The 13,949-nt window shown below is 71.6% G+C and carries 11 protein-coding genes; 3 read left to right on the top strand and 8 right to left on the bottom strand.

The genetic code is table 11. From position 1 onward, the window contains the following. Window positions 1-12: 12 nt before the first annotated feature. From AB0L56_RS01525 to AB0L56_RS01500, 6 genes are all read right to left on the bottom strand, one after another. Window positions 13-1,554, bottom strand: a complete 1,542-nt coding sequence (locus AB0L56_RS01525; protein ID WP_365417697.1) for a GMC oxidoreductase — start codon at window positions 1,552-1,554, stop codon at window positions 13-15. Between the two features lie 163 nt (window positions 1,555-1,717). Beyond that, a complete protein-coding gene (locus AB0L56_RS01520; RefSeq protein ID WP_365417694.1) occupies window positions 1,718-3,238 on the bottom strand; it encodes an aldehyde dehydrogenase family protein in 1,521 nt (506 codons plus the stop codon). 270 nt (window positions 3,239-3,508) lie between these two features. Continuing rightward, window positions 3,509-4,498, bottom strand: coding sequence for a malate dehydrogenase (locus AB0L56_RS01515; protein ID WP_361021569.1), 990 nt, complete (start codon window positions 4,496-4,498; stop codon window positions 3,509-3,511). 867 nt (window positions 4,499-5,365) lie between these two features. After that, window positions 5,366-6,526, bottom strand: coding sequence for a DUF2690 domain-containing protein (locus AB0L56_RS01510; protein ID WP_365417690.1), 1,161 nt, complete (start codon window positions 6,524-6,526; stop codon window positions 5,366-5,368). A gap of 571 nt (window positions 6,527-7,097) precedes the next feature. Beyond that, window positions 7,098-7,670 carry a DUF3017 domain-containing protein gene (locus AB0L56_RS01505; protein WP_365417688.1) on the bottom strand — a complete coding sequence of 191 codons (573 nt, stop codon included), beginning with the start codon at window positions 7,668-7,670 and terminating at the stop codon, window positions 7,098-7,100. Then, window positions 7,660-8,514, bottom strand: coding sequence for a bifunctional methylenetetrahydrofolate dehydrogenase/methenyltetrahydrofolate cyclohydrolase (locus AB0L56_RS01500; protein ID WP_361021560.1), 855 nt, complete (start codon window positions 8,512-8,514; stop codon window positions 7,660-7,662). The genes AB0L56_RS01505 and AB0L56_RS01500 overlap by 11 nt, the downstream gene beginning before the upstream one ends. A 295-nt stretch (window positions 8,515-8,809) precedes the next feature. Here AB0L56_RS01500 and AB0L56_RS01495 point away from each other — a divergent pair, with 295 nt between their 5' ends. Then, window positions 8,810-9,400, top strand: coding sequence for a hypothetical protein (locus tag AB0L56_RS01495; protein WP_365417685.1), 591 nt, complete (start codon window positions 8,810-8,812; stop codon window positions 9,398-9,400). A 239-nt stretch (window positions 9,401-9,639) separates the two neighbouring features. Next, the gene (locus AB0L56_RS01490; RefSeq protein WP_365417683.1) at window positions 9,640-10,389 is read left to right on the top strand and encodes an ALF repeat-containing protein; all 750 of its coding nucleotides are present in this window, start codon (window positions 9,640-9,642) and stop codon (window positions 10,387-10,389) included. 58 nt (window positions 10,390-10,447) lie between these two features. Here AB0L56_RS01490 and purH read toward each other — a convergent pair whose 3' ends face one another. Together purH and purN are read right to left on the bottom strand one after the other, a co-directional pair. Then, window positions 10,448-12,010 (bottom strand): bifunctional phosphoribosylaminoimidazolecarboxamide formyltransferase/IMP cyclohydrolase, encoded by a 1,563-nt coding sequence (purH, locus tag AB0L56_RS01485; RefSeq protein ID WP_365417680.1) that lies wholly within the window; start codon window positions 12,008-12,010, stop codon window positions 10,448-10,450. Then, window positions 12,007-12,645, bottom strand: a complete 639-nt coding sequence (gene purN / locus AB0L56_RS01480; protein WP_361021549.1) for a phosphoribosylglycinamide formyltransferase — start codon at window positions 12,643-12,645, stop codon at window positions 12,007-12,009. Before purN ends, purH begins: the two co-directional genes overlap by 4 nt. 384 nt (window positions 12,646-13,029) lie before the next feature. Here purN and AB0L56_RS01475 point away from each other — a divergent pair, with 384 nt between their 5' ends. Then, window positions 13,030-13,821 carry a hypothetical protein gene (locus AB0L56_RS01475; protein ID WP_361021546.1) on the top strand — a complete coding sequence of 264 codons (792 nt, stop codon included), beginning with the start codon at window positions 13,030-13,032 and terminating at the stop codon, window positions 13,819-13,821. Window positions 13,822-13,949 lie beyond the last annotated feature (128 nt).

Genomic DNA, 13,949 nt, shown 5'->3' with positions numbered 1-13,949 from the left:
TGTCGGTGGTGGTCACGCGGCACCCCCGATCAGGTCGGCGGCGCGCTCGCCGACCATGAGGACGCCGATCATCGGGTTGACGGCGGGCATGGTCGGGAAGACGGAGGCGTCCGCGATGCGGATGCCCTCCAGGCCGCGGATCCGCAGCTCGGGGTCGACGACGGCCTGTTCGTCGTGGACCGCGCCCATCTTGCAGGTGCCCGCCGGGTGGTAGACGGTGTGGGCGACCTTGCGGGCGTACTCGCCGAGTTCCTCGTCGCCGGTGATGTCCGGTCCGGGAGCCACCTCGCGCTTGAGCCACTGGGCGAGCGGTTCGGTCTTCGCGATCTCGCGGGCGATGCGGATGCCGTCGACGAGGGTGCGGCCGTCGTAGTCGTCCTCGTCGGTGAAGTAGCGGAAGTCGAGGGCGGGTTTGACGTCCGGGTCGGCGCTGGTGAGGTAGAGCCGACCGCGGCTCTTCGGCTTGGGGATGTTCGGGGTCATGGAGACGCCGAACTCGGGCCGCTGGTAGCCCAGTCGCTCAGGGTTGTCCGTGAACGGGATCTGGTAGAAGTGGAACATCAGGTCGGGGCCCGCGTGTCCGGGATCGCGGCGCACGAACAGTCCGGCGTCGGAGTCCATCGCGGAGTTCTCCGGAATGGGTCCGTTCGTCTCCCAGACGATCACCGACTCGGGGTGGTCGAGCAGGTTCTCGCCGACGCCGGGCAGGTCGAGCGTCATGGGTATGCCGAGGGCCTCGAGGTCGGCTCTGGGGCCGATGCCGGAGTGCAGCAGCAGCCGGGGCGAGTCGACGGCGCCGGCGCACAGGACGACCTCGTTGCGCGCCCTGACGAGGATCTCTTCGCCGTCCTTGGTGCGGACGTGGACGCCTTCGGCGCGTGTGCCGTTCAGCTCCAGCCGGTAGGCCCAGGTCTCCAGCAGGATCGTGAGGTTGGGACGCTCGTCCATGACCGGGTGGAGGTAGGCCACCGACGCCGACGAGCGCTTGTTGTTCTCCGGGTGGTAGGCCAGGTCGAAGAAGCCGACGCCCTCGGAGAACGGCTTCTTGTTGAAGCCCTCGACGCGGGGGACCTGGAGGGCCGTCTGTGCCGCGTCGACGAAGTCACGGGCGATGGCGTTCCGGTCCTTCTCGTCGACCGGCACGATGTTGTTCTTGAGGCGGGCGTAGTACGCCTCCATCGGCACCGCGCCCCAGCCCTTGGCGCCGGCCGCCTCCCACTCGTCCCAGTCGGACGGCAGCGGCTTGAAGGCGATGAGCGTGTTGTGCGAGGAGCAGCCGCCGAGGACGCGGGCGCGGCTGTGCCGGATGTGCGAATTGCCCCGCGGCTGCTCGGTGGTGGGGTAGTCGTAGTCCAGTTCTCCGCCGAGCAGGCCCATCCAGCGGCGCAGGGTCAGCACGTCGTCGCGGCCGACGTCGCTGGGGCCGCCCTCGATGACGGCGACGGTCACGTCCGGGTTCTCCGTCAGCCGGGAGGCGATGACGGAACCGGCGGTGCCGCCGCCTATGACGACGTAGTCGTATTCATGTGCGCGTTCGGGGGTGTGAGCGGTCATCTGGGTGGTACTCCTCCGGGGACTCGGGACAGGTGGGCCGGTCGCGGCGCGACGAGCGGTACGTGGAGGGGGGCGGTACCGCCGGAGGGCGGCGGTGCCGCAGGAGAGGGCCGGTGCGGGGAGAAGGGGCGGTGCGGGGACACCGCCCGGCGGGCCTGCGGGCTCAGCCCGTGAACCAGCGCACCGGCCTGGGCGCCAGGTTCTGGTAGACGTGCTTGGTCTCGCGGTACTCGGCGAGTCCGGCCGGGCCGAGTTCGCGGCCGACTCCGCTCTTGCCGAAGCCGCCCCACTCCGCCTGGGGGAGGTAGGGGTGGAAGTCGTTGATCCAGACGGTGCCGTGGCGCAGCCGTCCGGCCACGCGCCGGGCGCGGCCCGCGTCGGCGGTCCATACGGCGCCGGCCAGTCCGTACTCGGTGTCGTTGGCGAGGGCGACGGCCTCGTCCTCGGTGCGGAAGGTCTCGACGGTGAGGACCGGTCCGAAGACCTCCTCGCGCACGACGCGCATCTCACGGTGGCAGCGGTCGAGGACGGTCGGCTCGTAGAAGTAGCCGGTCTCGGGGCGTTCGGCGGACGGCTCGGGCCGCTTGCCGCCGCAGCGCAGCACCGCGCCTTCCTGGAGCGCGGACTCGACGTATGCCTCGACCTTCGCGCGCTGCTGGGCGGAGACCAGCGGCCCGCACTCGACGCCGTCCTCGGTGCCCCGGCCGAGCCTGATCCGTCCGGCACGGCGGGCGAGTTCGGCGACGAAGCGGTCGCGGACCGACTCCTCGACGATGAGCCGCGCACCCGCGGAGCACACCTGGCCGCTGTGGATGAAGGCCGCGTTGAGGGCCTGGTCCACGGCGGTGTCGAAGCCCTCCTCGGTGGCGCAGGCGTCGGCGAAGACCACGTTGGGGTTCTTGCCGCCCAGTTCGAGGGCAACCTTCTTCACGCCCGGGGCGGCGGCCTGGGCGACCTTCGTGCCGCTGACCAGACCACCGGTGAAGGAGACCAGGTCGACGTCGGGGTGCTCGGCCATCCGGGCGCCGACGGTGTGACCGGGGCCGGTGACGATGTTGGCGACGCCGGCGGGCAGTCCGGCCTCGATCAGCAGCTCGATGAGGGCGACGGTGGTGAGCGGGGTGATCTCGCTGGGCTTGACCACGAAGGTGTTGCCGGCCGCAAGGGCCGGGGCGATCTTCCAACTGGCCTGCAGCAGCGGGTAGTTCCAGGGCGTGATCAGCGCGCAGACGCCGACCGGCTCGTGCACGACCACGCTGTGGATGTCGGGCGAGCCGGCGTCGACGACCCGTCCGGGGGCCTCCCCGGCGACGAGGTCGGCGAAGTAGCGGAAGGCGTCGGCGACGCAGTCGATGTCGACGCGGCCCTCCTCGACGGTCTTCCCGGCGTCCCGGCTCTCCAGCAGCCCCAGTTCCTCGCGGTCGCGCACCAGCAGATCGGCCACGCGGCGCAGCAGCGCGGCCCGTTCGGCGACGGGCGTGTGCGGCCACGGCCCCTCGTCGAAGGCGCGGCGCGCGGCGGCCACCGCGAGGTCGGTGTCCTTCTCGTCGCCCTCCGCGACCACGGCGAAGGGCCGGGCGTCCGCGGGGTCGAGGATCTCGCGGGTGGCCCCGGAGACGGCGGTCCGCCACTCGCCTCCCGCGTGGATGGTGCCGCGCACCCGAAGTTCTGTACTGTCCGCCATGATCGGTTACTGCCTTCCGTTCCTGTTCAGCGTCCGTGCATCACACACGTGTCATCCACGGGACCGGGTGCTCCTGCCCTGGGGCCCCGAATGCATGCCGAATTCAAGGCCGGAAGTGCGCCGAGTCACTGAATCAAAGGAGAAAACGACACAAATCCCCCAGTTTGTGGTCGCCTGACAACAGTCGGCAATCACTCGGGCGGCTACTGAACGCGGCGGGCCCCGCACCGGCGGAACCGGTGCGGGGCCCGAGACCCTGGGCGGGCGGGATCAGATGAGGCCGAGGCCGCGGACCGCCTCGCGCTCCTCCTCGAGCTCCTTGACGGAGGCGTCGATGCGGGCGCGGGAGAAGTCGTTGATCTCCAGGCCCTGGACGATCTCGTACTTCCCGTCCTTGACGGTGACCGGGAAGGAGGAGATGAGGCCCTCCGGAACGCCGTAGGAGCCGTCCGACGGGATGCCCATGGAGACCCAGTCCCCCTCGTCGGTGCCGTTGACCCAGTTGTACACGTGGTCGATGGCGGCGTTGGCGGCGGAGGCGGCCGACGAGGCGCCGCGGGCCTCAATGATCGCGGCCCCGCGCTTGGCGACGGTCGGGATGAAGTCCTCGGCCAGCCACTTCTCGTCGCCCACGACCTCGGCGGCGTTCTTGCCGGCGACGGTGGCGTGGAAGATGTCCGGGTACTGGGTGGCGGAGTGGTTGCCCCAGATCGTCAGCTTCTTGATCTCGGTGACCGGGACGCCGGTCTTCTTCGACAGCTGGGTCAGCGCGCGGTTGTGGTCCAGGCGGGTCATGGCGGTGAACCGCTCGGCGGGCACGTCCGGGGCGGCGGCCTGGGCGATCAGGGCGTTGGTGTTGGCCGGGTTGCCGACGACCAGGACGCGGACGTCGTCCGCGGCGTGGGCGTTGATGGCCTGGCCCTGCGGCTTGAAGATGCCGCCGTTGGCCTCCAGGAGGTCACCGCGCTCCATGCCCTTGGTGCGCGGACGGGCACCCACGAGGAGTGCGACGTTGGCGCCGTCGAAGGCCACGTTCGGGTCGTCCGTGATGTCGATGCCCTGCAGGAGCGGGAACGCGCAGTCGTCCAGCTCCATGGCCGTGCCCTCGGCGGCCTTCAGCGCCGGGGTGATCTCCAGCAGGCGCAGCTTGACCGGCACGTCCGCGCCGAGCAGCTGGCCGGAGGCGATGCGGAAGAGCAGGGCGTAACCGATCTGGCCGGCCGCGCCGGTGACGGTGACATTCACGGGAGTGCGGGTCATGGCGTTCTCCGTATGACAGCTGGCGGTGGGGCGGTCCCTGCCCCGGGGTGCGGGATCCCGCTCCGGCTCGTGACCGGCGTCCGCCACGATGATCGATCACCGGTTCGCATGATCGATCTCTTGGCGTCAAGAGAGATCCAGCGGTCAGGCTATCGCGCATCCGTGACCGCGGACGGCCGGGCTCCCTGTGGCCCGTCCCACAGAGTGACCGTACGCGTACTCGGGCGTCCGGGAGGGCACAGAAGGGGGCGGCCGCTCCGTCCGGGAGAGGTGGGGGCGGGGCGGCCGCCGTCGGGGACCGACCGTGCCGGACTCCCGTGGGGGTACTTTCCGCGTGCCCGTCTTTCGCGCCCTCATGCACGTCCCCACGAATTCCGCACACTTATGTGCCCGTATGGCCTACACACACCACCCGGGCCGTACGAGCGCACCACCGGACCGTACGATCGCACCACCCGGGCCGACCACCCGGGCGGTACGAGCACACCACCGGACCGTACGAGCGCACCACCCGGACCGTACGAGCACACCACCGGACCGTACGAGCACACCATCCGGGCCGTACGGGCGCCCCGCCCGAGCCGTAGGAGCACACCACCCGGCCGGTATGAGCCCCGCCCGGGCCCTAGGAGCGCACCACCCGGCCCGTAGGAGCGCACCACCCGCCGCCGTAGGAGCACACCACCCGGCCGGTACGAGCCCCGCCTGGCCCACACGTGCGCCCCGCGCGGCCTGTACAAGCGCACCACCCAGCCCGTAGGAGCCCCGCCCGGCCCATACCGGCGCCCCGCCCGGGCCGTACGAGCGCCCCGCCCGGGTCAGACGTGCGGCACCCGACGCGGGAGGACCCCGCGTCGGGGCGCGGGGCTACTCGGCGCAGCCCTTCTCGCCGGACGCGGCCAGGGTCACGCAGGCCTTCGCCTCGGTCGCGCTCTTCGCCGGCACCATCATCGTGTAGGCGACCGTGTCGCCGGCCGCGGAGATGGTGTCGCTCTGCTTCGACGTACCCGCGGTGATCTCGACCGTGTCGCCCTGCGTCGCCTGGGTGATCCGCCCCCACGCCGCGCCGCACGTCTTGCTGTAGCGGACCTCCACCGTGGTGGTGCCGACGGTCCCGGTCTGCGCCGTGGTGACGAGGTCACCGCTGCACCCCATGACCTCCGCGTCCTTGCCGTCGCAGCTCGTCCCGCTGCACTCCACACCCGGGGGCAGGTTCGCGTCGGTGGTCACGGTGGGCGACGGGGACTTCTGCGTCTCGTCCTTCTTCTTGTCACCCTCGGTCCCGACGACGTAGAACCCCGCGGCGACCACCACCAGGGCGCCCAGCGCACCCGCGATGAACGTCGACGTCCGGTTCTTGCCGCCGGAGCGGCTGGAGCCGCCCGAACGGCCGTGGCCGGACGTGCCGCGGGGCGGCGCGCCGTGCGCTCCCGGCGTACGCCCGCCACCGGCGGGCGGTGCGGTCGCGGCACCGGGGCCGCGACGGCCCGGCTGCGGCGACCCGGCGGGCCCGGAGACACCCCAGGAGTTGCCGGACGCGCCGTCCGCCCGCACGCCCCCGACGGCGTCGCGTACGTCCGAGGCGGTCGGCTGCGCCGGCACGGTGGGCGCGACACCGGCGGGTCCCGCCACACCCGGACGGACCGCGGCCCCGCCCTTGCGGGATCTGCCGCCCGACGACGGCCCGGACAGCTCGCTCAGCGCGGCACGCGCCTGCGAGATCCGGATCGCCTCCATGGTCATGTCGTGCCGCATCTCCGAGCGGCTCCAGGCACGCTCGGCCAGCTCCCACATCGTGGTGAGGTGCAACGGGTTGGTCCCGGTGACCTCGGCCAGGGCCACGATCGCGCCCTTGGGCGCGAGCAGCCGGCCGTTCAGATAACGCTCCCAGGACGTCTTGCTGTAGCCCGTGCGGTCGGAGACCGACGCGACGCTCAGGCCACTGCGGTCCACGACCCGCCTGAGCTGGCTCGTGAACTCCCTGATCTGCGGATCGAGCTCATCCGGCAAGGCCTTCCAACGAGGCATTGCTTCCCCCCTCTTCCCCCCGGTTCGTGCTGGTTCTTCCCTCGCGCATGGTGCCCTCTGCCGAGTCCCCGTCCGGCTACCCACAGGGATGCCACCAGGCAGGGTCTCAGTTCCCGGGGTGGGGGCGCACGGGAGCATCAGGGCCGCAGACGTGCAACGTCGCACGCCTGCCTGCTTGTTGCGCTCCAGTGTCCCATCGGTCACCCCCTCGACCGAACAGAACCCGTAACTGGCGAGCGGGACGTCCTGAACCGTCCCCATTGTTCAGGCTGACCCCACCCTCCCCTACTTCGTCGTACATCTTCGAACTTGTCAATACATGAACACGGACCGACACCCAATCTGTCGCGAAGGTGTCGCGGTCGCATCGCGGACCTGTCCGGGGATTCCGGGAGACGTAGCGGAATGGTCACTTCCGTGCCACAGCGGCCGGGCAGCCGTTGAACAGGCACTTCGCCGTGCAGGAGTGTGGTGCGCGACGGCGGCCCGTCCTCTCACGGGGGTGTGGACGGGCCGCCGTCCGCGGCGGTTCGGTGTCGTTTCCGGCCGGCCGCCCGTGTTCCTCGCCGGCTCAACCGCTGATCGTGAAGTGCAGCAGATCCGCCAGGAACGGAATCCTCACCTTCGGCTCCGGCTGGACCATCAGCGCCAGCAGCACGATGCCCAGACCCAGCCCGCCGTACGTGACGATGTCCGTGAAGCGGGAGCGCACCGCGAGCATGCCGACGTCCGGCACCAGCCAGCGCAGCAGGGCCCCGGCCACCAGGGCCACGCCCACCAGCAAGGTGCCGAGCCGGAACTGGTCCAGCGCGGTCACCAGCAGCCCCAGTCCGACCGTGAGCAGCACGGCGAGGATCGGCCACTGGCGGGCGGGCGCGGGGGCGTCACCCGGCGCCGCCCTGCCGCCGCCCTCGGGACGCGCGGTGTCCCGGGTGAACAGCGGGAACCGGCGGGTGGTGCGGCGCGGCCGGCCCTCCGCGTCGGGCGCGCTGACGGGGTCCCGGACCGTGACGTCCTCGGGCCGCTCCGGCGCCGCCCCGGCGGCGTCGGGGACGTCCGGGGCGTCGCGGACGTCCGGGTCGCTGGGGGCGTCCGGGTCGCTGGGGGCGTCCGGGGCGCCGGGGGTGTTCCGCTCAGCCGACACTGCGCTCCGCCGCCTCGACCACGTTGACCAGCAGCTGGGCCCGGGTCATGGGGCCCACACCGCCGGGGTTCGGAGCGACCCAGCCGGCCACCTCGGCGACACCCGGGTGGACGTCGCCCACGATCTTGCCCTCGGCACTGCGGGAGACACCCACGTCGAGGACGGCGGCGCCCGGCTTGACGTCCTCGGGACGGACCAGGTGGGCACTGCCGGCCGCGGCCACGATGATGTCCGCGCGACGGAGATGGGCCCCGAGGTCACGCGTGCCGGTGTGGCACTGGGTCACGGTGGCGTTCTCGCTGCGCCGGGTGAGCAGCAGCGGCATTGGGCGGCCGATGGTCACCCCGCGCCCGACGACCACGACCTCGGCGCCCTTGATCTCCACGCCGTGGCGGCGCAGCAGGGTGATGATGCCGTTGGGGGTGCAGGGCAGGGGGGCCGGCTCGTTGAGAACGAGACGGCCGAGGTTCATCGGGTGGAGGCCGTCGGCGTCCTTCTCCGGGTCCATCAGTTCGAGGATGCGGTTCTCGTCGACGCCCTTGGGCAGCGGCAGCTGGACGATGTAACCGGTGCAGGCTGGGTCCTCGTTCAACTCCCGGACGACCGCCTCGATCTCCTCCTGCGTGGCCGTTCCCGGCAGTTCGCGCTGGATGGAGGCGATGCCCACCTGGGCACAGTCACGGTGCTTGCCTGCGACGTACTTCTGGCTGCCGGGGTCCTCCCCGACGAGGATCGTGCCGAGGCCGGGCGTGACGCCTTTCTCCTTCAGCGCCGCCACGCGGGCGGACAGATCGGACTTGATCTCGGCTGCGGTGGCCTTGCCATCGAGAATCTGGGCGGTCATGGCCCCATCCTCGCGGATGACCGGGCCCGGGTTCCAATCAGCCCGCATTCCGGGCCACGGCGGCGCACGCGGGCCCCTCTCCGCTCCCTTCCGTCCGAATCCGCCCAAGATCAGTGATGTTGCACTTGCACAACACATATGGCGTACGGCTGGACAAGGAAAGGAACGGTCAAGAACGATGAGTGGCACGGTGCCGCGGGCAGAACCGGGGGGACGGACCGCACCTGTAGAACTTCCTCCGAGCCGGCCCTCGCGTCGTCCCCGCACCTGGAGCACAAACGGAGGAAGAACCGCCATGAGTTTCGGCGACCCGAACAACCCTTACGGGCAGCCGCCCCAGCAGCCCCCGGCGGGCCCCGGCTACGGCTACCCCCAGCAGCCCGGCGCCCCGCAGCAGGGCTACGGCTACCCCTCCGCCCCGCCGGTGTCCCAGCCGTACGGCGGCGGTTACGCCCCCGCCCAGATGCCCGGCATCACGCGCGCCGCGCAGATCCTGCTCGCCGTGATCGCCGTGGCGCACGTCATCATCGCGGCCGTGTACGGCAAGTATCTGGGCGAGTGGGACGAGAGGATGCTCGAGGCCGGCGTCACCGGTGACGCCGAGGCCGAGCGTTACGCCGACCTGGGCAAGGGTGTCGTCGTCTTCTTCCTGGGCCTGGCCGCCGTCTTCGCGATCCTCGGCCTGGTGCTGCTGCTGCAGTACGCCAAGGGCGGCAACGGCGTCCGTGTCTGCTCCATCGTGTACGCCTCGTTCGCGATCGTCAGCGGCATCTTCTCGCTGGCCCTGTACGGCCTCGGCCTGCTCATCATGATCGTCTCGATCCTGGTGATCGTCTTCGCGGCCAAGCGGACCAGCGCGGACTGGTTCAGGCGACCGAGGTACTGAACCCCCGGGCGGATGCCCGCCGTTCACCACCGCAAGGGCCGTGTCCCACCCGTACCGGGGGACACGGCCCTTGTGCGTCCCGGGGGCGGCTCCACAGGGCGGCCCGCGCCCGGCAATGACGGGACGTCAGGACTGCCCGGATCCGGCAGTGATCTCCGAGCCGGAAAGTGAAAGGGTGTTCGAGACGGCTCGCTCCGCCGTCCTCCGTCAACGCCCTTGTGCACAAGGAAGGTTCGCGTATGAGACTGACCCGCGGTGCTCTGCTGGTGGCCGGTACGGCACTGGCGCCGGCGCTCCTCCTCACCACCCCCGCCGTTGCCGCGGACACGGCACCGGTGTCCGTCGCCGTGACGGCCGCGCCGAGCGTCGTCGACCCCGGCACGCCGGTGGACGAGATGTCGGAGGAGGAGCTCCGTGTCACCATCGTCCGCATCCTGGCCGACCCGGACTCCGGTCGCGGCGTCACCGAGGCGGCCAACGAGGCCCTCGACGGCACCGTGGAGGACATGAGGGAGTTCCTGAGGACCGGCTACCGCCTCGCGCAGGCCGACGACGACCGCGTGGCCATCGTCCGTCTCCTCGGCGACCCCGCTTCCGGACGCGCCGTCGTCCGGGAGGCGACCAGGGCCCTCGACGACGGCAGCCCCGAAGTCGTACGCGCCTTCCTGGAGACCGGGCTCCGCCTCGCGCGGTTCGAGGACGACCGGGTCGCCATCACCCGCATCCTGGCCGATCCCGACTCCGGCAGGGCCGTCAGGCGCGAGGCCGGCGAAGCCCTGGACGCCGGCACCCCGGAGGCCGCCCGCGCCTTCCTGGAGACCGGCTACCGCCTCGCGCAGGCCGAGGACGACCGGGTCACCGTCGCCCGGATGCTGGCCGATCCGGACATCAGCGATGCTCTCCGCGCGGCCGCGCAGGACGTCATCGACGGTACGCCCGAGGAACTGCGGTACTTCCTGGAGTCCGGCCAGTACGAGGTGGACCGGTAGGACTCCCGTGTGCCCGGCCGACTCGTCGGCGGCCGGGCACACGGATCCGTCAGTGGAATCAGTGGAAGAAGTGCCGCGTGCCCGTGAAGTACATGGTCACGCCGGCCTTCTTGGCGGCCTCGACGACCAGTTCGTCACGGACCGAGCCGCCGGGCTGGACCACGGCCTTCACTCCGGCCCCGGTGAGGATCTCCAGGCCGTCCGGGAACGGGAAGAACGCGTCCGAGGCCGCGTACGAACCGGCCGCGCGCTCGGCACCCGCCCGCTCCACCGCCAGCTTCGCGGAGTCGACGCGGTTGACCTGGCCCATGCCGACGCCGACGGAGGCGCCGTCCTTGGCGAGCAGGATAGCGTTGGACTTCACCGCGCGGCAGGCCTTCCAGGCGAAGGCCAGGTCGGCCAGCTCGGCCTCGGACAGGGCCTCGCCGGTGGCCAGTGTCCAGGTGGCCGGATCGTCGCCCTCGGCCTGGAGGCGGTCGGTGACCTGCAGGAGGGCGCCGCCGTCGATCGGCTTCATCTCGACCGGGGCGCTCGGGGCCTCGGGGGCGCGCAGGACGCGGATGTTCTTCTTCCTGGTGAGGGCGTCGAGGGCGCCCTCCTCGTAGTCCGGCGCGACGATCACCTCGGTGAAGATCTCCGCGACCTGCTCGGCCATCTCCCTGGACACCGGGCGGTTGACCGCGATCACACCGCCGAACGCCGACAGCGGGTCGCAGGCGTGCGCCTTGCGGTGCGCCTCGGCGACGTCCGCACCGACCGCGATGCCGCACGGGTTGGCGTGCTTGATGATCGCGACGGCCGGGGCGTCGTGGTCGTACGCGGCACGCAGCGCGGCGTCGGTGTCCGTGTAGTTGTTGTAGGACATCTCCTTGCCGTGCAACTGCTCGGCCTCGGCGAGGCCGCCCGTGCCGGACACGTACAGGGCCGCCGGCTGGTGCGGGTTCTCGCCATAGCGGAGGGTGTTCTTGCGCTCCCAGGTGGCCCCGAGGAAGTCGGGGAACCGGGAATCGTCGACGGGCGCGTACTCGGACGCGAACCAGCTCGCCACGGCCACGTCGTAGGCCGCCGTGTGCTGGAAGGCCTCGGCGGCGAGCCGCTTGCGGGTGGTGAGGTCGAAGCCGCCGTCGCGGACGGCCGCGAGGACGTCGGCGTACCGAGCGGGGCTGGTGACCACCGCGACCGAGGGGTGGTTCTTGGCGGCGGCGCGCACCATCGACGGGCCGCCGATGTCGATCTGCTCCACGCACTCGTCGGGCGTGGCGCCGAAGGCCACGGTCTCACGGAACGGGTAGAGGTTGACGACCACCAGGTCGAACGGCTCCACGCCCAGCTCGGTGAGCTGTCGCTGGTGGTCGTCCAGACGCAGGTCGGCGAGGATGCCGGCGTGGACCTTCGGGTGCAGGGTCTTGACGCGGCCGTCCAGGCACTCGGGGAAGCCGGTGAGCTCCTCGACCTTGGTGACGGGGACGCCCGCGGCGGCGATCTTCGCGGCGGTGGATCCGGTGGAGACGAGCTCCACGCCGGCCTCGTGCAGGCCGCGCGCGAGGTCCTCGAGGCCGGTCTTGTCGTAGACGCTGACGAGCGCCCGTCGGATGGCCCGCTTGTTGCTCTCGGCGGTCACTGGATAACTACCTTTCGTCCCTCAATGCGATAGCCGTTGCGGGCGAGCCGCCCCACGACCTCGACGAGCAGCCTTCGCTCGACTTCCTTGATGCGCTCGTGCAGAGCGCTCTCGTCGTCCTCGTCCCGGATCTCCACCACGCCCTGCGCGATGATCGGCCCGGTGTCGACGCCGTCGTCGACGAAGTGGACGGTGCAGCCGGTGACCCTGGCGCCGTACGCGAGCGCGTCCCGGACGCCGTGGGCCCCGGGGAAACTGGGCAGCAGGGCGGGGTGGGTGTTGACGAACCGCCCGCCGAAGCGTGCGAGGAACTCCTTGCCCACGATCTTCATGAACCCGGCGGACACCACGAGGTCGGGCTCGTGGGCGGCGACGGCCTCGGCGAGCGCCGCGTCCCACTCCTCGCGGGTCGGGTAGTCCCTGACCTTGCGGACGAAGGTCGGCAGCCCGGCGCGCTCGGCGCGGGCCAGCCCCTCGATGCCCTCGCGGTCGGCGCCGACGGCCACGACCTCGGCCCCGTACGCCTCCGCGCCGGTGGCGGCGATCTCGTCGAGGAGCGCCTGCAGATTGGTGCCGGATCCGGAAACCAGTACGACGAGACGCCTCGCGCGCTCGGCCACGGGCTTGGCGGCCACGGTGGGGCCCTTTCTCGGGGAGCGTCTGCGCGGTCGGCGGCACAGCGCTTTGTACATTCACACGAATGCTTCGGGGTCCCTCATACGGGGAAGCCTACGAAGCGGCCGACCGTCAGCAACGATACCGGCACACCCGGCGGCCCCCAGGGGACGGGGGCGTGGCCGGAAGGTAGCGTCTGGGAAGAGCCGGTCCGGGAAGCCGGACGGGAAACAGCCCGTGCGCGGGGGAACGCGAACCGCGCACCGGGCGTTCACAGAATGACGGACCCGGGCCGCGGAGAGCCGAAGGGAACGCACCGGCTCACAGCTCAGTCGTAGTCGATACGTCGTGCGAGGCGGCTGCCGCCGGACCACGCCGTGCTTCATTAAGGGGAAGACGCTCACTTGACGCCGTACCGCAGCCTGCGACTCCTCACGTTCCCCCAGCAGTCGGCCCAGGGAGGGGAGCGTGGCGCCGTGCTGCTCCGGGAGCGCCCCTCCTCCCCGCCGGACGCCCCCCAGGGCAGCGGCGACGACCGGCGCCGTGACTCCCAGGACCCCCAGGACTCCGAGGAGACGCAGGGCACCCAGGACGACAACCCGTTCGCACCGCCGCCGGAGGGGACTCCCGACCGGCCCTGGCAGCCGAGGCACCCCTCGGGCGGGGAGGGCGGCGGCCGCTCCCCGTGGGGCCGCAACTGGAGCGACCGCCAGCCCGGCCGCTCCCCCGGCGGTTTCGGCGAGCGCCCGCGAGGCCCCGAGGGACAGGGCGGCGGTCCCCAGAGCCCGGCACCCCGCTGGGACCCCACGGACCCGGCCCAGCGCAGGGCGCGGTACGCCCTGCTGTCCGGCATGTGGGCCTTCTTCTTCGCCCTGTTCAGCTGGCCGTACGTGGCGTTGCTGCTGGGTGCCCTGGCCATGTACTGGGCCATCAGCGCCCTGCGCGCCAAGCCCCGCGGACAGGACCCGGACACGCCGGCGCCCGAGCAGAAGGGCCGCCCGCAGACCACGGCCGCGGTGAGCGGTCTGGTCACGGCCTCCCTGGCGCTCGCGCTGGTCGCCGCGTCCTTCGCCGCGCAGCTGGTGTACAGCGACTACTACACCTGTACCAACGACGCCCTCACCCAGGAGGCGCGCCAGAGCTGCAGCGACCACCTGCCGGAGCAACTCCGCGGCCTACTCGGCGACGGCGAGTAACCCCCGGACCCGAAGCGCGACCACGCACACCGCTTCACTGACCACCAACCGAAGCATGCGAGGTTGCGCCCGCGCAGCTGCGGGCAGTCGTGCCGCTGGGGCGATGGGGGTCCCCCCGCTCGAGCGAA

The sequence above is a fragment of the Streptomyces sp. NPDC052079 genome (assembly GCF_040680275.1).
GTDB lineage: Bacteria > Actinomycetota > Actinomycetes > Streptomycetales > Streptomycetaceae > Streptomyces.
The sequence above is the reverse complement of the archived record's forward strand: the minus strand, read 5'-3'. Positions and strand labels throughout refer to the sequence as shown.

What these genes read in the sequence shown, in the direction of transcription:
- AB0L56_RS01525 (WP_365417697.1), bottom strand. Translation starts at nt 1,554, where the DNA reads ATGACCGCTCACACCCCCGAACGCGCACATGAATACGACTACGTCGTC.
- AB0L56_RS01520 (WP_365417694.1), bottom strand. Translation starts at nt 3,238, where the DNA reads ATGGCGGACAGTACAGAACTTCGGGTGCGCGGCACCATCCACGCGGGA.
- AB0L56_RS01515 (WP_361021569.1), bottom strand. Translation starts at nt 4,498, where the DNA reads ATGACCCGCACTCCCGTGAATGTCACCGTCACCGGCGCGGCCGGCCAG.
- AB0L56_RS01510 (WP_365417690.1), bottom strand. Translation starts at nt 6,526, where the DNA reads ATGCCTCGTTGGAAGGCCTTGCCGGATGAGCTCGATCCGCAGATCAGG.
- AB0L56_RS01500 (WP_361021560.1), bottom strand. Translation starts at nt 8,514, where the DNA reads ATGACCGCCCAGATTCTCGATGGCAAGGCCACCGCAGCCGAGATCAAG.
- AB0L56_RS01495 (WP_365417685.1), top strand. Translation starts at nt 8,810, where the DNA reads ATGAGTTTCGGCGACCCGAACAACCCTTACGGGCAGCCGCCCCAGCAG.
- AB0L56_RS01490 (WP_365417683.1), top strand. Translation starts at nt 9,640, where the DNA reads ATGAGACTGACCCGCGGTGCTCTGCTGGTGGCCGGTACGGCACTGGCG.